At 63.1% G+C, this 25,052-nt stretch carries 22 protein-coding genes; 5 read left to right on the forward strand and 17 right to left on the reverse strand.

The genetic code is table 11. The features are described 5' to 3' along the window. Positions 1 to 148: 148 nt before the first annotated feature. Genes AC07T0_RS14360 through pdxA form a run of 3 tightly spaced genes read left to right on the forward strand, consistent with a single transcriptional unit; the run spans position 149 to position 3,428 of the window. Entirely contained in the window at positions 149 to 1,156 is a 1,008-nt protein-coding gene (locus AC07T0_RS14360) for a 2-keto-3-deoxygluconate permease (protein ID WP_495001808.1), read from the forward strand. Then, on the forward strand, positions 1,153 to 2,433 hold the full coding sequence (locus AC07T0_RS14365) for a four-carbon acid sugar kinase family protein (protein ID WP_495001809.1): 1,281 nt from the start codon (positions 1,153 to 1,155) through the stop codon (positions 2,431 to 2,433). The genes AC07T0_RS14360 and AC07T0_RS14365 overlap by 4 nt, the downstream gene beginning before the upstream one ends. After that, positions 2,430 to 3,428: a 4-hydroxythreonine-4-phosphate dehydrogenase PdxA gene (gene pdxA, locus AC07T0_RS14370; RefSeq protein WP_495001810.1), complete on the forward strand. Its 999-nt coding sequence runs from the start codon at positions 2,430 to 2,432 to the stop codon at positions 3,426 to 3,428. Before AC07T0_RS14365 ends, pdxA begins: the two co-directional genes overlap by 4 nt. 91 nt (positions 3,429 to 3,519) lie before the next feature. On the opposite strand, the gene AC07T0_RS14375 is transcribed toward pdxA, so the two are convergent. Both AC07T0_RS14375 and AC07T0_RS14380 read right to left on the reverse strand, forming a co-directional pair. Beyond that, positions 3,520 to 4,968 (reverse strand): aldehyde dehydrogenase family protein, encoded by a 1,449-nt coding sequence (locus tag AC07T0_RS14375; protein ID WP_495001811.1) that lies wholly within the window; start codon positions 4,966 to 4,968, stop codon positions 3,520 to 3,522. A 99-nt stretch (positions 4,969 to 5,067) separates the two neighbouring features. Continuing rightward, the gene (locus AC07T0_RS14380; protein WP_495001812.1) at positions 5,068 to 6,102 is read right to left on the reverse strand and encodes a zinc-dependent alcohol dehydrogenase family protein; all 1,035 of its coding nucleotides are present in this window, start codon (positions 6,100 to 6,102) and stop codon (positions 5,068 to 5,070) included. Positions 6,103 to 6,260: 158 nt separating this feature from the next. Between AC07T0_RS14380 and AC07T0_RS14385 the strand changes: the two genes are divergently transcribed. Then, on the forward strand, positions 6,261 to 7,175 hold the full coding sequence (locus AC07T0_RS14385) for a LysR family transcriptional regulator (RefSeq protein WP_495001813.1): 915 nt from the start codon (positions 6,261 to 6,263) through the stop codon (positions 7,173 to 7,175). A 17-nt stretch (positions 7,176 to 7,192) separates the two neighbouring features. Here the strand turns inward: AC07T0_RS14385 and AC07T0_RS14390 are convergent, their stop codons facing one another. From AC07T0_RS14390 to AC07T0_RS14445, 12 genes are all read right to left on the reverse strand, one after another. After that, complete coding sequence (locus AC07T0_RS14390; RefSeq protein ID WP_495001814.1) at positions 7,193 to 8,476, reverse strand: MFS transporter; 1,284 nt, start codon at positions 8,474 to 8,476, stop codon at positions 7,193 to 7,195. A gap of 82 nt (positions 8,477 to 8,558) precedes the next feature. Continuing rightward, entirely contained in the window at positions 8,559 to 9,920 is a 1,362-nt protein-coding gene (locus AC07T0_RS14395; protein WP_495001815.1) for an outer membrane beta-barrel protein, read from the reverse strand. Positions 9,921 to 9,999: 79 nt separating this feature from the next. Further along, positions 10,000 to 11,127 (reverse strand): NAD(P)-dependent alcohol dehydrogenase, encoded by a 1,128-nt coding sequence (locus AC07T0_RS14400; protein ID WP_495001816.1) that lies wholly within the window; start codon positions 11,125 to 11,127, stop codon positions 10,000 to 10,002. A gap of 18 nt (positions 11,128 to 11,145) precedes the next feature. After that, the gene (locus AC07T0_RS14405; RefSeq protein WP_495001817.1) at positions 11,146 to 12,615 is read right to left on the reverse strand and encodes an aldehyde dehydrogenase family protein; all 1,470 of its coding nucleotides are present in this window, start codon (positions 12,613 to 12,615) and stop codon (positions 11,146 to 11,148) included. 49 nt (positions 12,616 to 12,664) lie between these two features. Further along, entirely contained in the window at positions 12,665 to 13,657 is a 993-nt protein-coding gene (locus AC07T0_RS14410) for an amidohydrolase family protein (RefSeq protein WP_495001818.1), read from the reverse strand. Between the two features lie 14 nt (positions 13,658 to 13,671). Further along, positions 13,672 to 14,601, reverse strand: a complete 930-nt coding sequence (locus AC07T0_RS14415; RefSeq protein ID WP_495001819.1) for an MBL fold metallo-hydrolase — start codon at positions 14,599 to 14,601, stop codon at positions 13,672 to 13,674. Positions 14,602 to 14,649: 48 nt separating this feature from the next. Beyond that, positions 14,650 to 15,498 carry a VOC family protein gene (locus tag AC07T0_RS14420; RefSeq protein ID WP_495001820.1) on the reverse strand — a complete coding sequence of 283 codons (849 nt, stop codon included), beginning with the start codon at positions 15,496 to 15,498 and terminating at the stop codon, positions 14,650 to 14,652. Positions 15,499 to 15,508: 10 nt separating this feature from the next. Then, complete coding sequence (locus tag AC07T0_RS14425) at positions 15,509 to 17,170, reverse strand: bifunctional 3-(3-hydroxy-phenyl)propionate/3-hydroxycinnamic acid hydroxylase (RefSeq protein ID WP_495001821.1); 1,662 nt, start codon at positions 17,168 to 17,170, stop codon at positions 15,509 to 15,511. Positions 17,171 to 17,188: 18 nt separating this feature from the next. Further along, a complete protein-coding gene (locus AC07T0_RS14430) occupies positions 17,189 to 18,028 on the reverse strand; it encodes an IclR family transcriptional regulator (protein ID WP_495001822.1) in 840 nt (279 codons plus the stop codon). A gap of 3 nt (positions 18,029 to 18,031) precedes the next feature. Next, positions 18,032 to 18,883, reverse strand: a complete 852-nt coding sequence (locus tag AC07T0_RS14435; protein WP_495001823.1) for a fumarylacetoacetate hydrolase family protein — start codon at positions 18,881 to 18,883, stop codon at positions 18,032 to 18,034. Positions 18,884 to 18,902: 19 nt separating this feature from the next. After that, the gene (locus tag AC07T0_RS14440) at positions 18,903 to 20,258 is read right to left on the reverse strand and encodes an MFS transporter (RefSeq protein WP_495001824.1); all 1,356 of its coding nucleotides are present in this window, start codon (positions 20,256 to 20,258) and stop codon (positions 18,903 to 18,905) included. Between the two features lie 161 nt (positions 20,259 to 20,419). Further along, the gene (locus tag AC07T0_RS14445) at positions 20,420 to 21,619 is read right to left on the reverse strand and encodes an MFS transporter (RefSeq protein ID WP_495001825.1); all 1,200 of its coding nucleotides are present in this window, start codon (positions 21,617 to 21,619) and stop codon (positions 20,420 to 20,422) included. Positions 21,620 to 21,737: 118 nt separating this feature from the next. On the opposite strand from AC07T0_RS14445, the gene AC07T0_RS14450 reads away from it, so the two are divergent. Next, a complete protein-coding gene (locus AC07T0_RS14450) occupies positions 21,738 to 22,622 on the forward strand; it encodes a LysR family transcriptional regulator (RefSeq protein ID WP_495001826.1) in 885 nt (294 codons plus the stop codon). Position 22,623: 1 nt separating this feature from the next. Here the strand turns inward: AC07T0_RS14450 and AC07T0_RS14455 are convergent, their stop codons facing one another. Genes AC07T0_RS14455 through AC07T0_RS14465 form a run of 3 tightly spaced genes read right to left on the reverse strand, consistent with a single transcriptional unit; the run spans position 22,624 to position 25,044 of the window. Further along, on the reverse strand, positions 22,624 to 22,767 hold the full coding sequence (locus AC07T0_RS14455) for a hypothetical protein (protein WP_495001827.1): 144 nt from the start codon (positions 22,765 to 22,767) through the stop codon (positions 22,624 to 22,626). A 32-nt stretch (positions 22,768 to 22,799) separates the two neighbouring features. Continuing rightward, entirely contained in the window at positions 22,800 to 23,654 is an 855-nt protein-coding gene (locus AC07T0_RS14460) for an SDR family NAD(P)-dependent oxidoreductase (protein WP_495001828.1), read from the reverse strand. Further along, a complete protein-coding gene (locus AC07T0_RS14465) occupies positions 23,635 to 25,044 on the reverse strand; it encodes an SRPBCC family protein (RefSeq protein WP_495001829.1) in 1,410 nt (469 codons plus the stop codon). The genes AC07T0_RS14460 and AC07T0_RS14465 overlap by 20 nt, the downstream gene beginning before the upstream one ends. Positions 25,045 to 25,052 lie beyond the last annotated feature (8 nt).

Genomic DNA, 25,052 nt, shown 5'->3' on the forward strand with positions numbered 1-25,052 from the left:
CGTAAAAATGATTGAAATGATCATAAAAATGATTACTTGCGCATTTTTACGCTTTGTCATATCGTTATTGTGACCGTTTCGATCATATCGATGACTGATTCAGTCAGGCTTGCTCAGCAGCGCCCACATAAAAATAAGGAGTACCCGCATGGCCCAGTTCCCCATCAAGCGGTCAATCGAACGCGTCCCGGGCGGGATGATGATTGTCCCGCTGCTTATCGGTTCACTCGTTGCCACCTTCCTGCCGGATATGCCGAAGTTCTTCGGTTCCTTTACCAATGCACTGTTTACCGGTGCCCTGCCGATCCTGGCGGTCTTCTATGTCTGCATGGGGGCGAGCATCGACGTCAAGGCAACGCCTTACCTGCTGAAGAAAGGTGGCGTGCTGTTCGGTACCAAAGTCGGCACCGCCATGCTCATCGGTATCGTGATGGGGCATTTCCTGGGTGAGCAGCCGATCTCGTCCGGGCTGTTTGCCGGCCTGTCGACCCTGGCCCTGGTCGCCGCCATGAACGATACCAATGGCGGTTTGTACATGGCCTTGATGGGGCAGTACGGTCGTTCTGAAGATGTGGGGGCGTACTCGGTGATGTCGCTGGAGTCTGGCCCGTTCCTGACCATGGTGACGCTCGGTGTCGCAGGTTTGTCGGCATTCCCCTGGCCAACCCTGGTCGGCGCGATCCTGCCGTTGCTGCTGGGTATGCTGCTGGGCAACCTCGATCGCGAGATGCGCGACTTTCTCGCCAAGGCCGTGCCGGTGATGATTCCCTTCTTTGCCCTGGCCCTGGGCGCGACCCTGGACCTGCACAAAGTCTGGCAAGCCGGGTTGCTCGGTATCGGCCTGGGTTTTGCCGTGGTCGTGATCACCGGCATCCCCCTGTATTTCGCCGATCGTTTGTCCGGTGGTACCGGCGTGGCGGGGGCGGCGGCGGCCAACACCGCCGGCAATGCCGCCGCGGTGCCGGCGCTGATTGCCGCGGCGAACCCGGTTTATGAACAGGCCGCCGCCAGCGCCACCTTGCTGGTCGCCTCCTGTGTCGTGGTGACGGCGATCATCTCGCCGCTGCTGGTCTCGGCCATCGCCAAGCGGGCCAAGGCGCGGGAAGCCCTGGCTGCCGAGAGGCAGGCACCGAGCGAGCAAGGAGTGCCACGATGAGTGTGCTGATCATCGCCGACGATCTGTCGGGCGCTGCCGACTGTGCCATCGGCTTTGTCTGCGCCGGCCTGCGCACGGTGGTGGCGCTGAGTCCGGCGCAAGTCATGGGTGATGCCCAAGTCATCGCCGTGGACACCGACTCCCGGCGCCTGCCACCCAAGGAAGCGGCTGATTGCGTCGTTGCTGCGTTCCAGGCGTTGATCAAGCCGGGACAGCGGCTGTACAAGAAAATCGATTCAACGTTGCGCGGTAACTGGGCGGCTGAGGTCGCGGCGCTTCAGCGGTTGGCCGGTCTGGCGATTGTCGCCCCGGCATTTCCCTCAACGGGCCGTACGTTGCGCGGCGGTCGTGTGCTGGTCAACGGCGCCCCCCTGGAAAGTACTGATACCTGGCAATTGGAAAATGCCGGTCGCCCCGCTGATGTCGCCGGGATGCTCGCCGCTGCCGGGCTGACCACCTGCCACATGGGGGTCGAACTGTTGCGCGGCCACCCCGCGCTGCTCATCCAGCATCTGCTCGAGGTCAGGCGTAGTGGTATTCAAGCGTTGATCGTCGATGCGCAAACTTGTGACGATCTGCGAATCCTCGCGGATCTCACCGTGCATCTGGAACAGCCGTTTTTCTGGGTCGGTTCCGGTGGCCTGGCCCGCGAGATCACCCGTCTGCCGGAACTGCTGCAGGCCTCGGCACCTAGCGCCACGGCGTGTGAGCAAGGACCCGGCCCGGTGCTGGTCATGGTCGGCAGCCTGTCCGGCGTTTCCGAGCGCCAATGCGCGGAACTCAAGGCGCGCAGTGGGATTGCCGAGCTGATAGTGCCGTCGGTGGTGTTGCGCCAGGGCGTGGGGCACGAAGACTGGGCCCCATGGGCGGCTCGTATCGCCCAGCACCTGAGTCATGGCGAGGATCTGTTACTGCGCATCGGCCGCGACGCCGCCTTCGATCCGGCCGAAGGCGCGCACTTGTCGAGCCAATTGGCAGCCATGGTCAAGCCCTGCTTCGCACTGGTCAGCGGTCTTGTTGCCACGGGGGGAGAAACCGCGCGAGCGATGCTCACGGCCGTCGGTATCGAGAGCCTGGAACTGATCACGGAAATCGAAGCCGGTGTCGCCGTGGGGCGCCCGCTGGCCCTCGAACACGGCCGGCGCCCGGGCATCGTCACCAAGGCCGGCGCGTTCGGCAGTGAACAGGCGCTGTATGCCGCCTGGCTTCATTTGAGCGCGGACGCCAAGTCCGGCGTTCCACTTCATGCATTGAAAGGATCAAGGTCAGTCTTATGAGCAACTATCTTCCCGTTATCGGTCTTACCATGGGCGACGCCGCGGGCGTCGGGCCGGAAATCATTGTCAAGAGCCTGACCCATGACAGCGTCTACCAGCAATGCCGACCGCTGGTGATCGGTGATGCCCGCCGCCTGGAGCAGGCCAACCGGATCGTCAATGGCAGCGCCACGATTAGGCGTATCAAGGACGCCTCCGAAGCGCTGTACCAGCCAGGCACCATCGATTGCATCGACCTGGACCTGATCCCCGATGACCTGCCGTTCGGACAACTGTCGGCGGTCGCCGGCAATGCGGCCTATCAATATATCGCCCGCGCCGTTGAGCTCGCGCAGGCCAAGCAGATTGACGCCATCTGCACCGCGCCGCTGAACAAGGAAGCGCTGCACGCTGGCGGCCACAAATATCCTGGCCATACCGAATTGCTCGCCCACCTGACGCACGTCGACGAAGTGTCGATGATGCTGGTTGCGCCGCAACTGCGGGTGATCCACGTGACCACCCATATCGGTATCATCGACGCGATCCGCAAGATCGAGCCCGGCCTGGTGCAGCGCACCATCGAGCGTGGCAACGCGACACTGATCAAGGCCGGTATCGCCAGGCCGCGCATCGGGGTATGCGGCATCAACCCGCATGCCGGTGAGAACGGCCTGTTCGGTTATGGCGAGGAAGAAGAGAAAATCATTCCGGCGGTCAAGGCACTGCAAGCGCGTGGCTTCGATGTGACCGGCCCGCTGCCCGCCGACACGCTGTTCTTCCGCGCCGGGCGCGGTGACTTTGACCTGGTGGTCGCGATGTATCACGACCAGGGACATGGCCCGGTCAAGGTGTTGGGGCTGGAGGCGGGTGTGAATGTGACGGTCGGACTGGAAGTGGTGCGTACTTCTGTCGATCACGGCACCGCGTTCGATATTGCCGGCAAAGGGATCGCCGACGAGCGCAGCTTGCTCGAAGCCTTGCGCCAGGGGGCCGAGCTGGCGACCCGACGCTGAACCTGAAGGCCAGCTGCCGGGACTGAAAGTGGGGAGTCCTGGTAGCCGCCGGCCGGTCCAGACTGGCTGGACCGCCTGCTGCCGAGAGGATTCAGCCCTGGCGGAAAACCTGGAGAATCTGTTTGTACTCCATGAAATCGTCCAGGCAGGCCAGGCCTCCCAGTCGACCTTGTCCGCTGTTCTTGAAGCCGCCTTCTTCGAACTCGACCTGCATGCCGGCCCAGTCGTTGATGCAGATATGACCGGCGTCGAGCTGTCGAGCGAGCCGAATCGGCCGGTTGACGTCCCGACTCCAGATACAGGCGCTGAGCCCGTATTCGCTGTCGTTGGCCATGGCCACCGCTTCATCCTCGGTATCGAACACCTGCAATGTCTGGACCGGGCCGAAGACTTCCTCGCGTGAGATGGTCAGGCCGGCGGCCGGCACCTCCAGCAGCGTGGGCCGGTAGAACGCGCCGCCGGCCAGGAGGCCTTCGCTGATCAGGCCGCCACGGACAATGGCTGTCGCACCGTCGTCGAGGGCGACCTTCACGGTCTGGTCCACCCGTTCCGCCGCCTGGCGGTCGATCAGTGGCCCCATTTGACTGGCCGGGTCTGTCGCGGGCCCCGGTTGCACGGCCGACAGTCTTTGCGCCAGCAGCCCTTTCAGTTTTTCCGCGATGCCACGTTGCACCAGAATTCGACTGCCGGTCACACAGAACTGGCCGGCAAACACCGTCGATGAGGCAACAATGGCCGGCACCGCGGCGTCGAGATCGGCATCGTCAAACACCAGGTGTGGGGTCTTGCCGCCCAATTCCAGGCCGATGCGCTTGAAGCGGGCAGCGCCGGCCACGGCGATCATGCGGCCTGTCGAGGTGCTGCCGGTGAAGTTGATCACCGGCACGTCGGGGCTGTCCACCAGGAACTTCGCGCCTTCGGCGCCGCTCTCGACAAAGATATTCACTGCGCCCTGGGGAATCTCCGCAACGCTGGCCAGAATCTGCGCCGACAACCAGGCGGTCTGTGCGGCCTGGGCCGGCAACTTGATGACGGCGGTACAGCCGGCGGCCAGTGCCGGAGCGAGTGCGCGGATCAGCAGGAACGCCGGGGAATTCCACGGCACGATCAGGCCTGCCACGCCCACGGCCTGGCGCAACGCCATGGATTGCGTGCCAGGGCGTGGCTCGGCCACTCGACCGTAGGTGTGCAGCGCCAGGCCGGCGGCAAAGCGCAGGGCGCGGACGATTTGCATGGCCTCGAAGCCGGCCTCTATTTTCAGCTTGCCGTTCTCAGTGGTCAGGCAGTCGATCACCTCTTGCGAACGACGCTCGTAGGCATCGGCCAGGTGACTGAGGGCGGTCGAGCGCTGCATCGCATCGACTTTCCAGTCGCTTTCGAGAAAGACCCGCCTGGCCGCCGCCACGGCTTTTTGCGCTTCGGTCACGCCGCCGTCATAGAAGCAGGCGAAGACTTCTCCTGTGGCCGGGTTGCGGCTGTCGCGCAGTTGCCCGCTGTCCATCCACTCGCCATTGATCCAGTGCTTTGCTAGCTGTCCCATGTGAAAACCTTTGCAAGGGTAAGGAGGTAGAGAATGCTGATATTGGCATTATCATTCAACATAAATCTTGTAATGTGGGATTTAATTAATAAATCGTCGCTATGAGTCGTCAGCCGCTCGTCGAACCTCGATCACGACCTTTCCGAAATGCTGGCCTGATTGCAGGTATTCGTAGGCGGCAACGGCTTCATTGAAGGGGAAGACCTTGTCGATGCTTGGCACGATCCGGTTGACGTCGACGAAGCGCACCAGGTCTTCGAGCATGGCTCGGCTACCCGCCGTCACCCCCACCAGTCGTTTGGCGCCGCCGATCAGCATGCCCGGTTCGATCGACACGCCACCGCCACCACTGACCCGACCAATGACCACGACGGTTGCGCCGGGACCGGCGGCTTTGAGCGAGCGGGCCAAGGTATCTTCGCCACCGACTTCGACCACCAGGTCGACGCCGCTGCCGGCGGTCAGCCGCAGGACTTCGTCCTGCCATTGCGGCGTGGTGCGATAGTTGATCGTGGCGTCGGCACCGAGGGCTTTTACCCGTTCGAGTTTTTCGTCCGAAGACGAGGTCACGAGGGTGAAGAGCCCCGCGGCCTTGGCCAGTTGCAGCGCCCACAGCGATACGCCGCCGGTGCCGAGGATCAGCACGCTTGCGCCCGGCTTGGCGGCTCCGGCAACAAACAGTGCGTTCCAGGCGGTCACGCCCGCGCAGGACAAGGTCGCCGCCTGCGCGGCGCTCAGGCTGACGGGGGCTCGCGCGAAAAACGTCTCGCTGGCGACGATTTCCTCGGCGAGGGTGCCGTCGAATTGGGCGCCGAACGAAACAGCGGTCTTGTCCAGTGACAGCGCACCGTCAATCCAGCGCGGGTAATAACTGGTGATGACGCGATCACCGACTTTGAAACGGGTGACCGACTCGCCCATCGCGATGATTTCCCCGCAGCCATCCACCAGCGGGATGATCGGCTCGCTCGGCGGGTTATAGAACTGACCCCGGGCGAAGCTGAGGTCGCGGTGATTGAGTGAGGTGGCGTCGATACGCACTTTGATTTCGTGAGCGTCGGGCGTGCGAGCGCTACGTTCGACGGGTTCGAGCCCGACAATGCCGCTACCGGCGAGGATTTGATAAGCCTTCATTTTCTGCCTCAAGGTTGGGTCATCGGCTAGGGCTCAGCGCTTGGAGGACTCCGTTCTCCAGCAGGATGACGCCGTTGCCCGACACTCTATCTATTCACTCTAGGGGTGATAATGTGCTGATCTGGCGATTCAGTTTTTAATCAGAGTGAGGAATTGAAATGCTTGATCGGATTACCGGCATGCAGATTTTTTCCCATGCTGCCCATCTCGGCAGCCTGTCGGCCGGCGCCCGACAGATGGGCGTGTCGCCGGCGATGGCGACCAAGCATGTGGATGCGCTGGAGTTGCGCCTGGGCGTGCGGCTGTTTCATCGAAGTACGCGCAAACTCACCCTGACGGAAGCAGGCCAGCAGTATCTGGAGGCGTGCAGCCGGATCCTGCCCGACCTTGAGGATGTGGAAGCCATGATTGCCTCGCAGCGTGTGGAGGCTACCGGGCTGTTGCGGCTCAATGTCCCGTTGTCTTTCGGGGTGCGCTTCGTCGCGCCGTTGTTGCCGGAGTTCAAGCGCCAACACCCTGGGGTCACGGTTGACCTGGGGCTCAATGATCGCGTGGTGGACCTGATGGAAGAGGGCTGGGACCTGACGATCCGCGTCGGGGTGTTGAAAGACAGTCGCCTGGTGTCGCGCAAGCTGGCCGACAGCGCCATGGTCGTCTGTGCCGCTCCCGACTACTGGAAACGGCAAGGGCGACCTGAGCGTTGGGCCGATTTGCCCAGGTACAATTGCCTGAGCTTTACCTTGTCGAACCTGTCGCGTCCTGATGAGTGGCGCTTTGGCAAGGATGGCGACCAGCGGGTAGCGGTCAAGGGCAGTCTGCGTACCAACAACGGCGACGCTCTGGTCGCCGCCGCTGTAGCCGGGTTGGGGGTGCTTTACGAGCCGGAGTTCATCGTCACGGACGCGATCCGTCGGGGTGAACTGGAACCGGTCAGCCTGGACGCGCCGTCGGCCGACATGGGTGGGATTCACCTGTTGCGCTCATCCGACCGAACGCCGCCGGCGAAGGTCCGGGTGATGGTCGACTTCCTTGTCAATGCGTTCAGTCCGCGCGCGCCCTGGTCGTTGCCTTGATCCCCGGCATCCGGCTCTCAGTCGGGTTTGCTGTCGGCCAGCCCGGGGGCCGGGAACGCCTGGGCTGTCGCTGCTTTGCGCTTGCTCGACAGGGTTTCCTGGAGGAACAGGCTCACCACCAGGCCGATTCCCAAGCTGCCCAGCGCCAGCAACAGGGTTTTCTCAATGCCGTAATGCTGCGCGATAAAGCCCGCCAGTGCCGGCGCGACAGCCCCGCCGAACAATTCCGCGGCGCCGACCACCAGCCCGGTCGCGCTGGCGATTTGTGCTGGCGATACCGACTCGCTGGTCAGTGGCCCGTTGATCAGGCAAATCATGCTGAAGTTGAAGAAGGTGGTCATGAACAGCAGGGCGAACAACTTCAATGGTTCGGCCCCGGTATTGATCAGCAGCCACAGGGACACCGCCGTGGCCACGAATGACAACAACAGTACCGGCTTGCGTCCGAGGCGGTCGGACAGGCTGGGCATGCTCATGTCCCCAGCGAAGCCACCGAAGCCGATGGCCGACATCACGAAGCCCATCTGCGCGATGCTCAGGTGCAGGTAGTCGGTCAGGTAGTTGGCGGTCATCACACTGACAACGAACAGGCAGGTCAGCGCGCAGCACATGGCAATGATGTTCAGCGGCATGTTGCGATGGCGCAGGATGCTCAGCCAGCTGTGCTTTTCGACCGTTTCAGCGGCGACTGTCGCGGTCCGGGCGGCCTGCGGGCGGGTTTCCTTCAGGTTGCGGTAGATCAACCAGGCCAGCACGAAGCCCGGCAGCGCGACCAGGGCAAAGACCCAGCGCCAGGACGGCACCACGGCGAGCAATTGGGTCGCGATGATCGGTGCCAGCCCCAGCCCGAGCAGCGGAAAGAAGCTCAACTGGATACCCATGTTTCGCCCCCGGCGCAACGGATGGGAGACTTCGGCATTGGTGGCGATCGAGGTGGTGGTGAACGCGCCTTCGGCAATCCCCATGATCGCGCGGATCATCAGCAGCGAGGCGATGCCCGTCGCCAACCCGGACACGCCGGCCAACAGCGAAAAGACGATCAGCGAGGGGATCAGCACCTTGCGTCGACCGAAGGTGTCCGAGATCCGCCCGATCAGGATCGAGGAAAGCGCCCAGGCCAGGGCCAGTACCGCGGAAATGTTGCCCAGGTCCTGATAGTCCAGGGCCAGGTCCTTCATGATCGCGGGGAACAGCGGCAGGATGATGAAACGGTCCAGGCCGACCAGGCCGAAACCGAAAGCCAGGAGCAGGATGGCTTTCCATTCGTAACGCGAGTCCCATGCAGTCTTGTTGTCATTCATGGTTCGGGTTTCCAGATTTGAGGATGAGGCGTGCCCATGGCCCGGGGTTTCCCAGGGCCAGGTGCGGCTAGGGAACAGCGGTTTAGAAGTAGAACAACGCATCCATGCTGGCGGTCAGCTGATCGCGGTCGCGGCCGTTGCCAAAGGGGTGGTCCTGGCGGTTGCCGTCGAACCAGTCGTAACGCAGTTCCGGACGTAACGAGAGGTAGCGGTTGACGTCATAGCGAAAACCGGCGGTGACGGCGTTGAAGTCGCCGCGGGCACTGCTGACCGGGAACAGGGCGAAGCCATCCGGGTCGCTGAAGTGCTCGCCACGTACCGAGAACGCCAGGTTCTTGCGATAGCGATAGGTCAGCACCGCGTTCGCGTCCCACCAACGGGCCCCGTCGAAGCCCGGGCCATTGACGATATCGATGGTGCTGGGTTTGCCGTCGCCGGCCTGATGGCCGTAGAGCACTTCGGCGCCCATCGACCAGTGCTCGTCGAAGGCATGCCAGCCATTCAGCGAGTGCTGCTGCTTGAGTTGGCCGTTCGGTGAGATCAGCCGCTCGATCGGCGCCTGGACATCGTTGGCGCTGGAGTTCTCCTCGTTACCGACGACGAACTCATAGTCGACCCAGGTTTTCATGTCCGGCGTGCGCCAGCGCAGCGCGCCGGTCAGGGTCTTGCTGTCGTTGTTGTCACTCAGGTTGTTCCAGCCTTGCACCACGCCCAGCTCGACCCCCAGTACGCCGCTGTCGTTGCTCATCAGGCGCGTACCCAGCAGCACGCCGGAAAAGGTTCCCGGTTCCGAGACCAGGGCGTAGGTCTTGGTGGCGAAGGCATTGCGCGCCTCGCGGATATCCGGTGGGATTTCATAGCCGATACCCGGGCCGAAGATCCCGGCCATGACGGTCAGGCCGGTGCCGATCGGCAGGTAGGCGGTGGCGGCCAGGTTGGGTACGGCGAGGAAGCGTTGTTTGTCGCGCTGGGCCTTGGCCGGGTCATTGTCGCCAGGGGCATTCGCCGCCCAATGCATGTCCCAGCCGAAGGTCCGGGCGAACTGGGCGTTGCGCCCGTAGTTGCCCTCGAAAGTGAAGCCGAACGAGAACTTGTCGGGTGTCGGCCCGGGCAGCGGGGTGACCCGCGGGATCATGTTCGAGTCCAGTGGTTTGTCGACGAACAAGTGCAACGAGCCGAATTCCAGACCTTCGTCGCCGGCACCGATCACCGGGAAGTTGCTCATGCCAGCCTGGCGTTCGTTCGCGGTGGAGCGGTTGTTCCTGGAGTAGGTGGTTTCCGAAAGCCCCGATACTATGATCCCGGTTTGCTTTTCCAGGCTGTCGCCAAAAAGCGAGGTAAACAGGGCGCCTTCGCCGCGGTCTTCGGACGGTGCGGCATGGGCGGTGAGCGTTACGCAGGCGGCCAGAACCGCACCAAGCCTAGAGATCTTGATGGTATGCATTGCCTTTCTCTTGTTTTTATAGGTAGGCGAATCCGCTGCCCGCCCGTATCCGACGGGCAGCGCGTTGTTTGCGCGGGGTTCAACCCATACGCAAAATCGGTTTGACGGTCAGGCCGCTCTGGGCGTCGGCAACGGCCTGGTTGATGTCATCGAAGTCGTAGAAGCGCACCAGCTTGTCGAAGGGGAAGCGACCCTGGCGATACAGCTCGAGCAAGCGCGGAATGAACACCGAGGGAATACTTTCGCCCTCGATGACGCCGCGAATGGTCCGGCCCTGGGTCATCACCTCGTTGACGTCGAAACTGGCTTCGGTGCCGGCTGGCGGCGCGCCGACAATGGCGCAGGTGCCGCGTGCCCGCAGCGCATCGATGGCCTGGCGTAACACCGCGGGGCGGCCGCTGGTTTCCAGGGTGCAATGCGCACCGCCAGCGGTGATGCGTCGTACCTCTGCCACGGGGTCGACTTCCAGGCTATTGACCACATGGGTGGCCCCCAGCGACCTGGCCAGTTCCAGCCGGCCGGGGGTGATGTCCACGGCAATCAGCGTGGTCGCCCCGGCAATGCGCGCCGCCATCAGCGCGCTCAAGCCCACGGCACCGGCGCCGAAGACCGCAAATGAGCTGCCGGCCTTCGGCTGCAGGACATTGAGCACCGCGCCGGCACCGGTCTGCACGCCACACCCCAAGGGCCCCAGCAACTCCAGTGGCAGGTCCTTGTCGACCTTGACCAGGTTGCGGCGGTTGGCAATCGAGTAGGTGGCAAACGATGACTGACCGAAGAAGTGGTCGTGGATCGCCTGCCCGTGGCTATCCTGGGTCGAGCCGCTGCCGTCGAGTCGGCTGCCACCGAAATTCAACGCGAAGGTGTGGGTGCAATAGGTCGCCTCGCCGGTACTGCAGGGTTCGCAGTGGCCGCAGGAGAGGTAGCTCATCACCACGTGGTCGCCGACGCTGAAGTCCTTCACATCGGCACCGAGCGCCTCGATCACCCCCGAGCCTTCGTGGCCGAGGACCATCGGCAGTGGGCAGGGGAAATACTGGTCACGCACGATCAGGTCGGTGTGGCACACCCCGCAGGCGACCACCCGCACCAGCACCTCATCGGCACGCGGGGCTTGCAGTTGAATCTCTTCCATCAGGAAGCGACCGCCTTTTTCCCGGATCACCGCGGCTTTGGCGCGGTGCGGGTTTGACTGTGGCTGTTGCATGAGCAGGCACTCCTCGGCTCAGAACGGATAGGGACGCGGTGCGTGTTGCACGCTGATCCAGTGGTCGGTGGTGAAGGCGTCGATGATCCAGTCACCGTTGAAGCGCCCCAGCCCGCTGTTTTTCACCCCGCCGAACATGCTGTTGGGGCTGTCGTTGGCCGGGATGTCATTGATATGCGCCATCCCGGCCTGAAGCTGCTGGGCAAAGCGCAGGCCACGGCCTTCGTCACGGGTGAAGACCGCGCTGCTCAAGCCATATTCGGTGTCGTTGGCCATGCTCAAGGCATGCGCTTCGCTGTCGGCGCGGATCAGTTGCGCAATCGGGCTGAACAGCTCGGCCTGGGCCAGTGCCGAGTGATTGTCGACCGGACCGAACACATGGGGTGGCAACACCAGCCCCTGCGGACCAGCGCCGAGCAGTTGTGCCAGGCCATCGGCCCGGGCCCGCTCGATATGCCCCAGGGCGCCGTCCAGTTGACGACGATTGATCAATGGGCCGATCACCGTGTCGGCGGCGTCCGGATCACCGAACTTCAGGCGTGCTACCCGCTCGACGAACAATGCGGCAAAGTCGTTGTAGAGCGAGTGATCGACGATGATCCGGTTGGTGCTCATGCAGATCTGGCCCTGGTGCAGGAAGCGCCCGACGACCGCGGCATGCACCGCATGCTCCAGGTCGGCATCGTCGAGGACCACCAGTGGCGCGTTGCCGCCCAGTTCCAGCGCGACATGCTTGAGGGTGCTGGCGGCGGCGATCTGCGCATTGATATGGCGCCCGACATTGTTCGAGCCGGTAAAGGAGATGAAGCGCAATGTCGGGTGCTGGACGAAGGCATCGCCGATCTCGCTGTTCTGGCCGACCAGCACATTCAACAGCCCGGCCGGCAGCCCGGCTTCTTCATAGATGCGCGCCAGCAGCAGGCCGCCGGTGATCGGGGTTTCCTGCGACGGCTTCACCACCACGGCGTTGCCCAGGGCCAGCGCCGGGGCGATCGAGCGGTGCGACAGGTGCATCGGCCAGTTCCAGGGGCTGATGACCCCGATCACCCCGAGCGGCTTGCGGTAGACGCGGCTTTCCTTGTCGGCGATATCGATCGGCAGGATCTGCCCGACGACGCGGTTGGGGAAGGTCGCGGCTTCGAGCATGCCAGCGTGTACGGCGGCCCATTCCATATTGGCCTTGGTGCGGGTGCTGCCGCTTTCGCGGATCAGCCAACTGACGATTTCCTCGCGGCGTGCCTGCATGACCTGCACCGCCCGGTGGAACACGGCGCTGCGTTCGGCGGGCAGTGCCCGCGCCCAGTCCAGCTGCGCGGCCTGGGCTGCCTGGCAGGCGTGTTCAAGGTCCGCGAGGTCGGCCAGTTGCAGTTCGGCGAGCACTTCGCCGTTGTATGGGTTGCTGTCCAGCAACAGATGACCGCTGCCGCCGTGGAGTTGCCGACCGTCGATGTATTGACCGGCAAAGCCGGTGTAATGACTGGAACTCATGATCTTCGCTCTCTTGAAGGGGATGAGCGCCGGGCGCTCGTTGGCGTTCTCAGCGGCGCAAACGCGGGAACAGGCGCAGTGCATTGCCTCGGGCAATGGCTTCGTGCTCGTCGGCGCTCAAGCCTTCGAGGGCGCGAAAGTGGTTTACGTTGGCCTGGACGTTGGCGGCCGGCTGGAATGGAAAGTCCGTGCCGAACAGGATCTGCGACAGCGGCGCCAGCGTGCGCAGGCCATCGAAGGTCGGCTGGTTGGCCGACATCGCCACGTCGTAGTACAGCCGTTGCAGCTCCTCGATCACTTCGCTCCCCGGCTTGGGCGCTGGCTTCATCGCCGGCATGCCGGAGAGCAGCGCGATACGCCGGGCAATCGACGGCAACACACCGCCGGCGTGGGGCAGGATCAGGTTCAGCTCCGGGCAGCGCTTGAAGGTGTTGGAAAACACCAGGTCGATCACCGTGCGCGCGGTGTCCACCGGGAATTCGAACAGCGGTGCCGGGCGGCCCAGGCCGACCGCGTCGAAGCACTGCGGCGAGGTCGGGTGCAGGAATATCGTGGCCTGGCGGCGGTTCAGTTCATCGAAAACCGGTGCCAGGTCGTCGCTGCCCAGGTACTTGCCGTCGGCGTTGGTTTCGATCACCACACCGTCGAATTTCAAGGTGTCGAAGGCATAGGCGATTTCTGCCAGGGATTCCTCGACGTGGGGCAGCGGCAATGTCGCGAAGCCGCCGAAACGGCCGGGGTGCTGCTCGATCACCGCGGCGGTGTCTTCGTTGACCGCACGGGCCAGGGCCACGCGCTCGCGCTTTTCCTTGAGAAAGCCGACGCTGGGCGAAGACACCGAAAGGATCATGGTGTCGATATTGCCGGCGTCCATGACGGCGAGTGCTTTCTCCGGCGACCATTCGGGCACTGGGTAACCGCCGTCCAGGGTCAGCAGGCCGGCCCGGGTCAGCGCCGTCTTGTAGGTAGGCGACAGGCAATGGGCATGAACATCGATCAGGCCGCAGTGGCAGCGGGCTGTCGAATCGGTTGGCAGGGACATGGGCATTCCTCGACTCAATACAGTTGCAATTCGATCGGCAACCAGCGGTAGCCGCCATCGCGGGCGACCAGGTGGCCGTGCCCCGGGAACGGAAAGTGATAGGACAGGACGGCGTAGCGTTTGCGCGCGACTTCTTCGAGGATCCGCACGCGGGTGTGGGCGGCGGCCGCATTGTCGAAGTCGAACAGGAAACCCCATTCCGGGCGCTGCAACAGCAGCACCTGGTGGTGACACAGGTCGCCCCAGAGCACCAGCGTCTGCTCCTGGCTCTCGATCTTGTACAGGGTGTGGCCAGGACTATGGCCTGGGGTGCTGACCGCGGTGATGCCGGGCAGCAGTTGGAAACCGTCACCGATCAGGATGATGCGTTCCCGTTCGACATAGGGGGTGAGGTTCTTGTGCGCGCCGAGGAAGTGATCGCGCATGTGCGGGTTCATCGCTTCGCCCTTGGGCGTCGAGAGAATGCTCAGGTCGGTCCAGTAATCCAGCTCGCGCGGGTCGATGGCGATCCGCGCATTGGGGTAGAGCAATTGACCGTCATCGTCCACCAGGCCCCAGCAATGATCGGGGTGGGCGTGGGTGAGGGCGACGATATCGATGTCCGCCGGATCAATGCCCGCCGCGCGCAGGTTGATCAGGGCCTGGCCGGTTTGCGCGCCAAAGGTCTTGACGCCGAATTCGGCATTGATCCCGGCGCCGGTATCGAACAGCACCAGCTGGCTGCCGGTGTTGACGATCAGGATATTCTGGTTCAGTGACATCCGGTCCTTGGGCAGGAAGTTGTCTTCCAGCAACTGATCGATTTCCTTCGGATCAGCTCCGATGAAGGTCGGATGCGGCGCGCCCATGTGCAGGGGGCCGTCGGTAATGACCGTGCATTCGAATTCGCCGTGCATGAAACGAGTCCAGCCACCTTGCAGTTGCTGAGTGAATGAAGCGCTCATAGGTCACCTGTCTGTTGTTTTTGTCGTGTGGATTGAGGGCGTTGCGCTTCAGCTCCTGATCCAGGCCTTGCCCCAGGAGTTGAGCGAGTATTCACAGTGCGGCCAGACCCCGGCCTGGCGTTCCGGACCGGTGATTTCCAGCTCGGAGGAAATCTCCAGGCGGTTGCGGTCGGCATCCACCACCATGAAGAACAGGTTGTTGCCGGGGCCGTGGCGGCCGGGGCCGAAGAAGATGCTGATGCGCTCGGCGGCGAAGCGATCACCCCAGTCGCGAATGTCGTTCCATTCGTTGGTTTCGTAGCAGTGGTGATCCAGTTCGTTTCTTGAGCCGCGGAAGAACGCCAGGGAATGGTGTTCGTTGTCCGAGCGCATGAAGCGGGTCATCAGCGCGCCGTTGGCTTCATCGACCACATCGTCGGAAACAGTGAAGCCGACCTTGTTGACGTAGAAGTCCAGCACCGCTTCCAGCTCGGTGGTCTGGAACACCACATGCTGCAGGCGGCCCGGCATGCCGGGGTGGCTGGCGTCGGGGATATCGCGGCCGACGCCGAACAGCAGTTGCCGGCCCTGGGGGTCACGAATGCTGAAGGCGTTGTCTTCCAGCAGCGGCGAGCGGGCGTCTTCGGTCTGGCAGTCGCGGGCCTGCAGGTTGACCCGCAGCCGGCTGAGGCTGGCCTGGTCGGCGACGCCATAGGCGGCGGCGAGAAAGCCATTGTGGTCGGCCGGGCTGATCAGCACGGCGCGTTGCGGTCCGGTCAGCACCCAGGTGCCATCGGCCTGCCGGTAGCCCTGTAAATCAAGCATGCGTTGGTAAAAGTCGACCTGGCGCTGCGGCTCCTTGCTGGAGAGGTGCAGGTACAGCAGGTGCGCAGGGGTCTGGGTCTGCAAAGTGTGCATGACGGTCTCCTTAGCGTGAATTTCGCAGTAACGGTTCGTCGAGCGGGAGCCGATCGATCAGGCTACTGGCAGGGAGCTGTTGAATGCCCAGCAGGGCGGCGAAACCCTCGGCGATCGCCAGCTCTTCGGCGAGCGGGAAAATCGCCGCGACATAGCGGTCGGGCCGCAACAGCAGCAGTTGGCCCGCGGGTTCGCCGAGTAGCGTTGCCAGGGCACCGTGGCTGTCGACCCATGCGTCCGTGTGCGCCGGATCGAGCGGGCTGCCCTTGGGCAGGATCAGGATTCGCCGGGCTTCCAGGCGATCCCACAGGGGGTGTTGCAACGCGCCCAAGCGACTCTCGGCCAGGCTGGCGTATTGCAGCAGGGCGAAGCCGGTACCGAGGACTTTATCCAGCAGTACGCCATTGCCCTTTGCATCCTCGACCCGGGGCTGCGGGAACATCTGTCCGCAACTCAACTGTCCGCTGCTACCGTTGCCGATCACCAGGCCCTGGGTGAAGCGTGGCTTGGGCTTGAAGCGCATCTGCAAGAAGTAGTCGCGCAGCGGTGGCAGCAGGCCGATCAGGCGGAACGCGCCACTGATCAGGTTGGCCCGCCAGACGCTGGACGGCGCCATGACCACCCCGAGGCCCAGGGCCAGTTTGATCAGGGCCCAGGCGTGATCGCGGCGCTCGGTTTCATAGCTGTCCAGTGCATCGCTGCCGAGCTGCCCCTTGAATACGCCGGCCAGCTTCCAGCCCAGGTTGTGGGCATCGCGAACACCGCTGTTCATACCTTGCCCGGCATAGGGCGGGGTCAGGTGCGCGGCGTCGCCGGCCAGGAAGATCCGCCCTTCGCGCCAGCGCTCGGCCACCCGGGCGTGGAAGGTGTAGACGGTCTTGCGCACAATCGAGGTCGGCTTGTCGCCGCGAAACGGCTTGAGCAACGCCTTGAGCTGCTCTTCGCCGAGCATCTGCTCGTCGCTTTCATCGGCCTTGAGCATGAATTCGAAGCGCCGGGTACGATGCGGCCCCGGTACATCCACGGTCGGTCGGCGGGCGTCGCAATACATCCGGCATTGCCAGAACGGATCGTCATCCTGCTCGGTGTCCACTACCAGCCAGCGCGACTGGAAGCTCGAACCCACCAGATCGATGCCCAGCTGTTTACGCACCGGGCTGCGGCCGCCGTCACAGGCCACCAGATAGCGGGCGTGGACAGTGAGGATTTCGCCGGCGGCGTTACGCACGCTGGCGGTCACCCCGTGGGCATCCTGTTCGACATTCAGCAGTTCATGAGCGAAACCGACCCGCAGGTTTTCGAAGCGCCGCATGCCTTCATGCAGGGTTGCCTCGAACAGTGGCTGGCGGAACGCATTGCGTTTGGGAAAGCCATACAGGGTCGAGGTCGGTTCGACCTTGCCGAAGCAGCGGCCGCCCGGACGGGTGTAGTAGTGCACGCCATAGCCCGGCACCACGTCCTTGAGCACGGCTTGATCCATGCCCACGGCTTGCATGGTGCGCAGGGATTCGTCGTCGATCGAGACAGCCCGCGGTTCGCCAACCGTGCTCTGCTTGCGATCGATAATGAAGGTCTCCACGCCGGCCTGACCCAGATAATTGGCCAAGGTCAGGCCCGTGGGACCGGCGCCGCTGATCAGCACGCCGGTCTTGATGATATTGGAAGTGGTCATGATCGATACCGAGGTTGTTCAGTCCAACGGCCGGGGACGCCCGGAAAAAGCCTGCATGAGTTGCGAAAGCTTCTGTGCCAATTGCGCGACTTGCTGTCCGTACTCGTCATCGCGCGCGGCATCGCATTCGCTGTCCAGCCGCACGCAACTGATGCTGCCGATGGCCTTGCCGTCGCTGTCGAAGATCGGCGCCGCGACCCCGCAGATGCCGCTGTCGACTTCAGCCCGCGAGACGACATAGCCTTTCTTGCGCAGGCGCTGCATCGCGCGACGAAACTCTTCCCAGTTCTGCCCCAGGTTGCTGAGCCGGACTTCTTCGTGCTTTTCCAGGTACAGGCGGTTGTGCTGGCGTGAACCCAGGTTGGCGAGAATGGCCTTGGACGTCGCGCCGAGGAACAGCGGGCGTGGCGTGCCACGGGTGTAGCTGACTTCACTGGTGATACTGCCGCTCTGGTGCACGCAGACCACCTGGTCCTTGAACAACCGGCAGGTCAGCCAGACCTGTGATGGGCTCCACTGCGGGAATTCGCTCGACAGCTGGTTGGCCGCGCGTACCAGCGGATCGCTGACCCGCAGTTGCCGATCCCAGGTAATGATCCGGGCGCCGAGTGCATAACGACCGGCTTCGACCTGGAACAACAGATCCACTTCGGCCAGTTCACGCACATAGCGGTAGATCGTCGAGCGGGTGAAGCCCATGGCAGCGCCCAAGTCGTCGACGGTCCACACCGGTTGGTGCTCGGTGAACAGGTCCAGCACTTTGAGCATGCGCTCCAGGCTGGAGCCCTTGGCGTCGGCGGCGCTTTCCGGGGCCTCGGTCAATGTCTCGGCAACGGCGGGTTGATTGGTGTCAGTCATGATTCAGATCTCGTCCGCGATGGTGTTGCGTAAAATGCCCAGGCCGGAAATTTCCACCTCGACCACATCGCCCGGTTTCATCCACACCGGTGGTTCACGGAACGCACCGACGCCGCCGGTGGTGCCGCTGACGATCACATCACCGGGCGCCAGCTCAGTGAATGTGCTGCAGTACTCGATGAGTTTGCGCACGTCGAAAATCATGTCGCCGGTAGGGGTGTGCTGCATGACTTCGCCGTTGAGCCGGGTGGTCAGCTCCAGCGCCTGTGGATCGGGGATTTCATCGGCGGTCACCAGCCAGGGCCCGAAACCACCGGTCTGTGGGAAGTTCTTGCCGGGCACGAACTGGATCGTGTGTTTCTGCCAGTCGCGCACGCTGCCATCGTTGTAGCAGGCATAACCGGCCACATGGTCGAGGGCGTTTTCGGCTTTGACATGGCGCGCCTTCTTGCCGATGACAATCGCCAGTTCACCTTCGAAGTCCAGCTTGTGCGAGGCCTTGGGACGCAGGATGGCTTGCTGGTGGGCGACCTGGCTGTCGGCGAAGCGGGTGAAGATCATCGGATAGGTCGGCATGTCCCGGCCGGTTTCGCGGACATGGGTGGCGTAGTTGATGCCGATGCACAGGACCTTGCCGGGATTGGGGATCACAGGCATGAAGGTGACTTCGCCGAGGGCCAGTCGTGGCAACGCGGCGAGGCGCTCGGGTGTCAGGCTGCTGAACAGGCCGTGGGTGATCGCGGCTTTCAGGTCATAGCCCAGTTCGGCTTTCAACGATTGCAGGTCGAGCACCTGATCGCCGTCGACAATGCCGTAGCTCGGGATTCCCTGGTTGAGGAAGCTGGCAATTTTCATGGTGTGTCTCCTGGAAGGATCAAAAAGTCGGGGTAGGGTGAGAGGCGTGGTCGCGGCGCTGGCTGAAATGAATCGCCAGCAGCGCACCCAGGGCAATCAGGCTGGGAATCAGGGCCGCCATGAACACTTGCTGGACCTGCCAGCCGAGGCCGAGCATCAGGCCGCCGAGCAAGGGGCCGAGGATCGAACCGATCCGGCCGATGCCCAGGGCCCAGCCAATGCCGGTGGAGCGGATTTCCTGGGGATAGAGTTCGGCGGCCAGGGCGTTCAGCCCGGCTTGGGCGCCCTGGATCAGCAGGCCCATCAGCAACAGCAGGGTCAGGAAGCTCGGCGCCGTGAGCGGCAGCATCACCAGCAGCAGAACCAGCACTTGATAGGCCAGGAACTGCCCGATCAACACCCGGTGGGCGCCCAGGGCATCCATCAACCGGCCCTGTACCAGCGAGCCGACGACGCCACCCAGGCTGAACAGGACGATCGCCTGGACGCCGGTCTGGGCGGGCAGTTGGGCACTGCTCAATACCGTCGGCACCCAGCTCATGATCGAGTACAGGATCAGCAGGTTCATGGCGTAGGGCAACCACAGCAGCAGCGTCCGGCGCCACATGCCCTGTTCGAACAGGCGGCGTGGGGAAATACGTGGGGTCTTCGCCAGGGGGCGGTTGAACAGCGAGTCCGGCAGGGTTTTCAGGCTCGGCACCAGCCGTGAAACGATCCTGAGCACTTGCTCGCGGTTGGCCGCTGTCCGCGAGAGGAACTCCACCGACTCCGGCAGGCTGCGCCACAACAGGTCGGCGAAGATCAGCGGCAGCACTGCACCGCAGATGAAGACCGCGCGCCAACCCAAGGCCGGCAACACTTGCTCGGCAATCAGACCCGCCGCCATGGCTCCCAATGGCATGCCGCAAAACACCAGGGTGACGGCGCTGCGGGCGTGGCGTTTGGGGGTGTACTCGCAGACCAGAGCAATCAGGTTGGGAATCGCGCCGCCCAGCCCCAGACCTGTGAGAAAGCGCGCCAGCAGCAGTTGTTCGTAGCCGTGGCTCATGGCGGTGAGGAGTGAAAACAGGCTGAAGGTGGCGACGCAGCCGAGCAGGACTTTCTTGCGCCCGATACGGTCCGCCAGGGGCGCCAGGCTCAATGCACCGATCATCAGCCCGAGCAGGGTACTGGCGAACACCGGGCCGAAACTGGCCGCCGGCAAACCAAGGGATTCAGCCATCGGGCCGACCAGAAAGCCCATGACTTGGGTGTCGAAACCGTCGATAGCGGCGAGGATCACGCACAGGCCGATCAATTCGAACTGTAGACGCCCCATGGGGCGTTGGTCGATCACGTCGCTCAGGACGTTTTCTGTTGCAGGCACGGTTTGCATGGCATGGACTCTTTTTTTTGTTTTGCGGCCCGTGTTTCGGCAGGTGGGCCATGGAGTCCAATTTATGCTCAATCAAAAATTCTGTAAATAGGGATTTATCAAATATTTCATATTATGAGATTTAAGTGATTTTTTGTTGAGGCGCCGAGGAGATGAAGGGATCAGTCCCCCAGCGCCAAGCCCGCCGTGCTCACCTTCGGCTGTAGCGACAGCCGGGCTTCCTGCGACCAGATCAAGAGCAGGCCGAACACCGGGACTATGGCCGCCGCGAACGGGATCGCGGCGGCACCGAGATGGCTGTCGATCACCGCGCCCCCGATGAATCCGCCCAGGGCATTGGCGATATTGAAGGCCGAGATGTTCGCGGTCGCCGCCAGTTCAGGTGCCTTGGCGCCGTACTTCATGACCCGCATTTGCATGGAGGGCAGATTGGCGAACGTCGTCACGCCGTAGATGAAGGCCGCCGCCAGGAACAGCCATTTGTAAGGGGCCAGGAAGCCGACCAGGATCAGTGCGGCGATCATTGCCAGCGGCCAGACACTCAGCGAGCGGCGCAGGTTGGCATCCGCGGTACGGCCACCAATGCTGTTACCGACCACCAGGCCGGCACCCACCACAACCAGGACCCAGGTGATCGCGCTGCGGTCGAACCCGGCGATCTGTTCGGCAACCGGAGCGATATAGCCATACAGCGTCATGAAGCCGACCCAGCCGAGGGTGGTGAAGGCCAGGCTGGCGAGGAGGTTGCGGTCACGGAAAACCGACAGTTGGGTCAGTATCGAAGCGGGTTTGTTTTCGGGGCTGCGGGCAATGGTGGCGGCAATCATCAGCAGGGCGATGACCCCCATGACGGCCACGACGAGAAAGGTGCTGTGCCAGTCGAAGGCATTGCCGATCCAGGCGCCGGCCGGTACGCCGAGGACGTTGGCGAGTGTCAGGCCGCCGAACATCTGGCCCACCGCCCGGCCGGCCATATTATCGGCCACCATGCGGGTCGCCACGACCGCGCCGATGCCGTAGAACGGGCCTTGCGTCAGACCGGCGACCACGCGGCTGATCAGCAGTGTCGTGTAGTCGGTGCTGAAGGCCGCAATCAGGTTGCCAGCGACAAACAACCCCATGAGGGCAATCAGTACGTTGCGTTTTTCGAAGCGCGCCAGCCACAACGTCAGGAGGGGGCCGCCGATTACGATGGCGAGGGCATAGGCGGTAATCAGGTTGCCGGCTTGGCCGGTGCTGATCTTCAGGCTGTCGGCGACCTGGGGCAGGATGCCGGCGATCAGAAATTCGGCGGTGCCGATGGCAAAGGCGGAAAGGGTCAGGATCCAGATCTGGATCGGCATTCTTGAGGTCAGTGTCATGGGAGTTCTCCTTGCGCAAAAAACAGTGGATCAGTCGGTTGATGTGGCGAAGATAGACATTGCGGATTGGTTTGATAATTGCTTAGGATTCGAAATTATATTTCGGAGATTCCGAATAATGACCCTGGATAACCTGGCGCTGTTCCTGATGATCGTCGAGAAGGGCGGCCTGTCCGCCGCCGGGCGGGAGTTGGGGTTGTCCCCGGCGTCGATGTCCGAGCGCCTGGCGCTGCTGGAGGGCTATTACGGCGCGAGCCTGCTGACTCGCACCACCCGCTCGATCAGCCTGACCGACGAGGGCCGTTTGCTGGCCGAGGGTGCCCGCCGCCTGCTGGCGGAAGCCGATGAGCTGGAAAGCAGCATCCGACTGGGGACGCAGAAGGTCTCGGGGCTGATCCGTCTCAGTGCCCCGGTCGATCTCGGGCAAGCGCGGATCGTGCCGATTCTTGATCGTTTCCTGGCCGAGCATCCCGCCGTGACCATCGATCTCAATCTCACCGATGGCTTTGTCGATCTGGTCAGCCAGGGGATCGACTTCGCCATCCGCTACGGGATCCTCGCCGACAGCACCTTACGTTCCAAGCCGATTGGCGAGAACCGCCGGGTTGTCTGTGCCGCTCCCAGTTACCTTGAACGCCATGGCGTCCCCGGGCATCCGGACGATCTTTCGCGGCACGATTGCCTGGTCATGCGCTTTGGCAGCAACATCGATCGGGTCTGGACGTTCCGGGTGGCGGACGAGGCCTACCGTGTTGTAGTCCGGGGGCGCCGGGTGGCGAACAACGGTGGGCTGGTCAGGCAGTGGTGCCTGGACGGGCACGGTATCTGCAACAAGTCCATCTGGGATGTCCAGGCCGATATCGCCACCGGGCGCCTGGTGGAGGTGCTCCCGGATTATTCGCCCGGCCAGACGGCGCTGCAGATCGTGTATCCGCCAGTTAACGTCGTGCCGCGCCGTGTCCGGGCATTGATTGACACCATCAGCTCGGAACTGGCGTTGTAAATCAGGCGAAATCGGTACTTTGCGAAAGCGTTTCCCATTGCTGGATTTCAGCCTGCAGCGCCGTGAGTTTTTCCTTCAGCAATTGCACCGCATCGCACCCCAGCAGCAGGTGAGCCGGTGGCGTCGGCGAGTCCACGATCTGCATGATTGCCAGGGCCTATTGTTCGTGCCCGCTGCTCAGACTGATCCGGCATGGGGATCGAAAGCTGTCATGCCCGCCTGCGCCTGTTGGCTGCGCAGGGCTATCGCGCCGGGTACCCAGGCATGGGGAAAGAGGTAGAAGCGGTTCTCCTCCACGCCCTTCAGGGTTATTTCGGCGATTTCCCAGGCGGAAATCTTGCCGGCTTCCACCGCGCGTCTCACCCGTTCCTCGTACTGACGCTTCATCTCGCTGTCGGCCGCAGCGTCGGCGAATTCCGCCGGACGATTGCGCTCGGCCTCGATGATGCCGGTGGGGAAAAAGGCCGGTGAGAGCACGCTGACACCGACCGTGCTGTGGGCCATTTTCAGGTCATTGGCCAAGCTCTCCGAGAGCGCCACCACCGCCGCTTTAGTGGCGTTGTAAATGCCACTGCCGGCCGAGTACATCCAACCCGCCGCCGAGGCGATATTGACGATGTGTCCCTCGCCCTGGTCGAGCATGATCGGCGTGAAGGCTTTCACGCCCCAGGCGACGCCATACAGATTGACATTGGTGACCCATTGCCAATCGGAGACGGTGTTTTCCCAGATAGGGGCAGTGACGCCCACGCCGGCGTTGTTGAACAGTAGATGGACGCCACCGAAACGCTGCATGGCCAGTTGCGCCAGCGCGGCAACTTGCTCGAATTTGGAAACGTCTACTTGCTGGGTGGCGATGTCGGTGCCAGGGAGTTCCTGCTGGATCAAGGTGCGGGTGGTCTCCAGGTTGCCGGCTTCGACATCGGCCAGTACCAGCTTCATTCGCCGTCGCGCGCAAGCCATCGCCAGCTCGCGGCCCAGGCCTCCGCCAGCGCCGGTGATCACGCTGACCTTACCGTTCAAGTCTTTCATCTGTTACCTCCTGATGGGCGGTGTCGACACGCTGTTTCAGCGCCTCGTTCATACGTTGATAGAGTCGTTTCGATTGGCTCAGGCGCTGCCAGAGTGCCGGTAGCAAGAGGCCGGAAAAACGCTCTCCGTGGATGAAACGGGTGGAGCCATCGGCGTTCTCCATCAGCTGGAAGAAGTGTTCGCCGGCCACCGTGAAAGGGTTGCCGCCACGCCAGGCGAAACGGTGTGGTGCTTCGTCGCTGCTGATGCGGGCCTGAAAGGAGGCCTTGCGTTCCTTGCCCAGCTTGACCGCGAAGCGCACCTGGCCGCCGGGGCGGTGATCGATCTGCTGGATTTCCAGCATGGGGTTCCACTGCGCGTAGCGCTCGAAGTCGACGAGGCAGTTCCACACCACGCCGGGTGCTGCATCAATCTCGATTTCGGTCCTGATCTGCCGCGAGAAGAGACTGTCGCGGCGAGTGCCCAGCGCTTTGTAGGCCTGCCTCTCGCGTTGGCGGTTGAACAACCGGGCTTTCCAGTCCGGCTTGCTGAAGCCGACCAGGGCGTACAGTCGCGGCGAGCAGTACAGCATCTCCACGGAAAACCCCTGCGGGTCGTTGACGTAGACGCACTGCACCAGTCCCGCCTGACCCAGCGGTTTGTAGTTGGGCACGAAGCCGGCCATGAGCGCCCGTTCGAACAGTGCGCTGAACCCCTCCTGGCTGTCGAAGCCGACGGCCAGGTTCATGATGCCGATGTCGCTCAGTCGGTAACGCGGCGGCCAGGGCTTGGGGGCTGCTGCTTGGCGGATGTCCAGCCACATGTCGCCTTTGCTCAGGCGGGCGTGGGCGACGCTAGCGTTATCCGGATCAACAGCCGCGTCGCCACGCTGGAAAGCCAACCCGTCGACAAAGGCCGCTACGGTGTGTGCGCAATCGGCGACAATCAGACCCAGGCCTGTCAGCTTGCACTGGTAGGGCGACCCTTGCAGCGAGCGGTCCTCGATCAGTTCGATGAGAATGCCGTCCGGATCCCGGATGAAACGGCGATTGGCAACCTGGCGGGTTTCCAGGGCCATGCCCAGGGACTGGGCGAGCGCCTCGAAACGTGCCAGCGAATCGACCCGTGCAAGGATGCGTCGATAACCGACGCGCTCGTCGTCCTCGGGGGAGAGGGCGGCGGCGACCGGCGACTCGAATTCGAACAGTTCCAGCTGGAAGAACGCCCGGTCGTCGATCAGCCAACTGACCCGCGATGCCACACCGGCCAGACCTTGTATCCGCTCGGCCTGCTTGCCGCGAAAGGACAGGGTGCCGAAGACATGCTTGAGGCCGAACAGTTTCTGGTAGAAATGCAGGGATGCGGTGGTGTCGCGCACGCTCAGCGCGATCTGGCAGATATTGGCGGTCATGGTCGTGT

Source organism: Pseudomonas sp. GW821-FHT04D07 (assembly GCF_059420225.1).

Excerpts from the sequence above, each read along its gene's own strand:
- AC07T0_RS14360 (WP_495001808.1), top strand. The coding sequence starts at position 149 with ATGGCCCAGTTCCCCATCAAGCGGTCAATCGAACGCGTCCCGGGCGGG.
- AC07T0_RS14365 (WP_495001809.1), top strand. The coding sequence starts at position 1,153 with ATGAGTGTGCTGATCATCGCCGACGATCTGTCGGGCGCTGCCGACTGT.
- pdxA (WP_495001810.1), top strand. The coding sequence starts at position 2,430 with ATGAGCAACTATCTTCCCGTTATCGGTCTTACCATGGGCGACGCCGCG.
- AC07T0_RS14375 (WP_495001811.1), bottom strand. The coding sequence starts at position 4,968 with ATGGGACAGCTAGCAAAGCACTGGATCAATGGCGAGTGGATGGACAGC.
- AC07T0_RS14380 (WP_495001812.1), bottom strand. The coding sequence starts at position 6,102 with ATGAAGGCTTATCAAATCCTCGCCGGTAGCGGCATTGTCGGGCTCGAA.
- AC07T0_RS14385 (WP_495001813.1), top strand. The coding sequence starts at position 6,261 with ATGCTTGATCGGATTACCGGCATGCAGATTTTTTCCCATGCTGCCCAT.
- AC07T0_RS14390 (WP_495001814.1), bottom strand. The coding sequence starts at position 8,476 with ATGAATGACAACAAGACTGCATGGGACTCGCGTTACGAATGGAAAGCC.
- AC07T0_RS14395 (WP_495001815.1), bottom strand. The coding sequence starts at position 9,920 with ATGCATACCATCAAGATCTCTAGGCTTGGTGCGGTTCTGGCCGCCTGC.
- AC07T0_RS14400 (WP_495001816.1), bottom strand. The coding sequence starts at position 11,127 with ATGCAACAGCCACAGTCAAACCCGCACCGCGCCAAAGCCGCGGTGATC.
- AC07T0_RS14405 (WP_495001817.1), bottom strand. The coding sequence starts at position 12,615 with ATGAGTTCCAGTCATTACACCGGCTTTGCCGGTCAATACATCGACGGT.
- AC07T0_RS14410 (WP_495001818.1), bottom strand. The coding sequence starts at position 13,657 with ATGTCCCTGCCAACCGATTCGACAGCCCGCTGCCACTGCGGCCTGATC.
- AC07T0_RS14415 (WP_495001819.1), bottom strand. The coding sequence starts at position 14,601 with ATGAGCGCTTCATTCACTCAGCAACTGCAAGGTGGCTGGACTCGTTTC.
- AC07T0_RS14420 (WP_495001820.1), bottom strand. The coding sequence starts at position 15,498 with ATGCACACTTTGCAGACCCAGACCCCTGCGCACCTGCTGTACCTGCAC.
- AC07T0_RS14425 (WP_495001821.1), bottom strand. The coding sequence starts at position 17,170 with ATGACCACTTCCAATATCATCAAGACCGGCGTGCTGATCAGCGGCGCC.
- AC07T0_RS14430 (WP_495001822.1), bottom strand. The coding sequence starts at position 18,028 with ATGACTGACACCAATCAACCCGCCGTTGCCGAGACATTGACCGAGGCC.
- AC07T0_RS14435 (WP_495001823.1), bottom strand. The coding sequence starts at position 18,883 with ATGAAAATTGCCAGCTTCCTCAACCAGGGAATCCCGAGCTACGGCATT.
- AC07T0_RS14440 (WP_495001824.1), bottom strand. The coding sequence starts at position 20,258 with ATGCAAACCGTGCCTGCAACAGAAAACGTCCTGAGCGACGTGATCGAC.
- AC07T0_RS14445 (WP_495001825.1), bottom strand. The coding sequence starts at position 21,619 with ATGACACTGACCTCAAGAATGCCGATCCAGATCTGGATCCTGACCCTT.
- AC07T0_RS14450 (WP_495001826.1), top strand. The coding sequence starts at position 21,738 with ATGACCCTGGATAACCTGGCGCTGTTCCTGATGATCGTCGAGAAGGGC.
- AC07T0_RS14455 (WP_495001827.1), bottom strand. The coding sequence starts at position 22,767 with ATGCAGATCGTGGACTCGCCGACGCCACCGGCTCACCTGCTGCTGGGG.
- AC07T0_RS14460 (WP_495001828.1), bottom strand. The coding sequence starts at position 23,654 with ATGAAAGACTTGAACGGTAAGGTCAGCGTGATCACCGGCGCTGGCGGA.
- AC07T0_RS14465 (WP_495001829.1), bottom strand. The coding sequence starts at position 25,044 with ATGACCGCCAATATCTGCCAGATCGCGCTGAGCGTGCGCGACACCACC.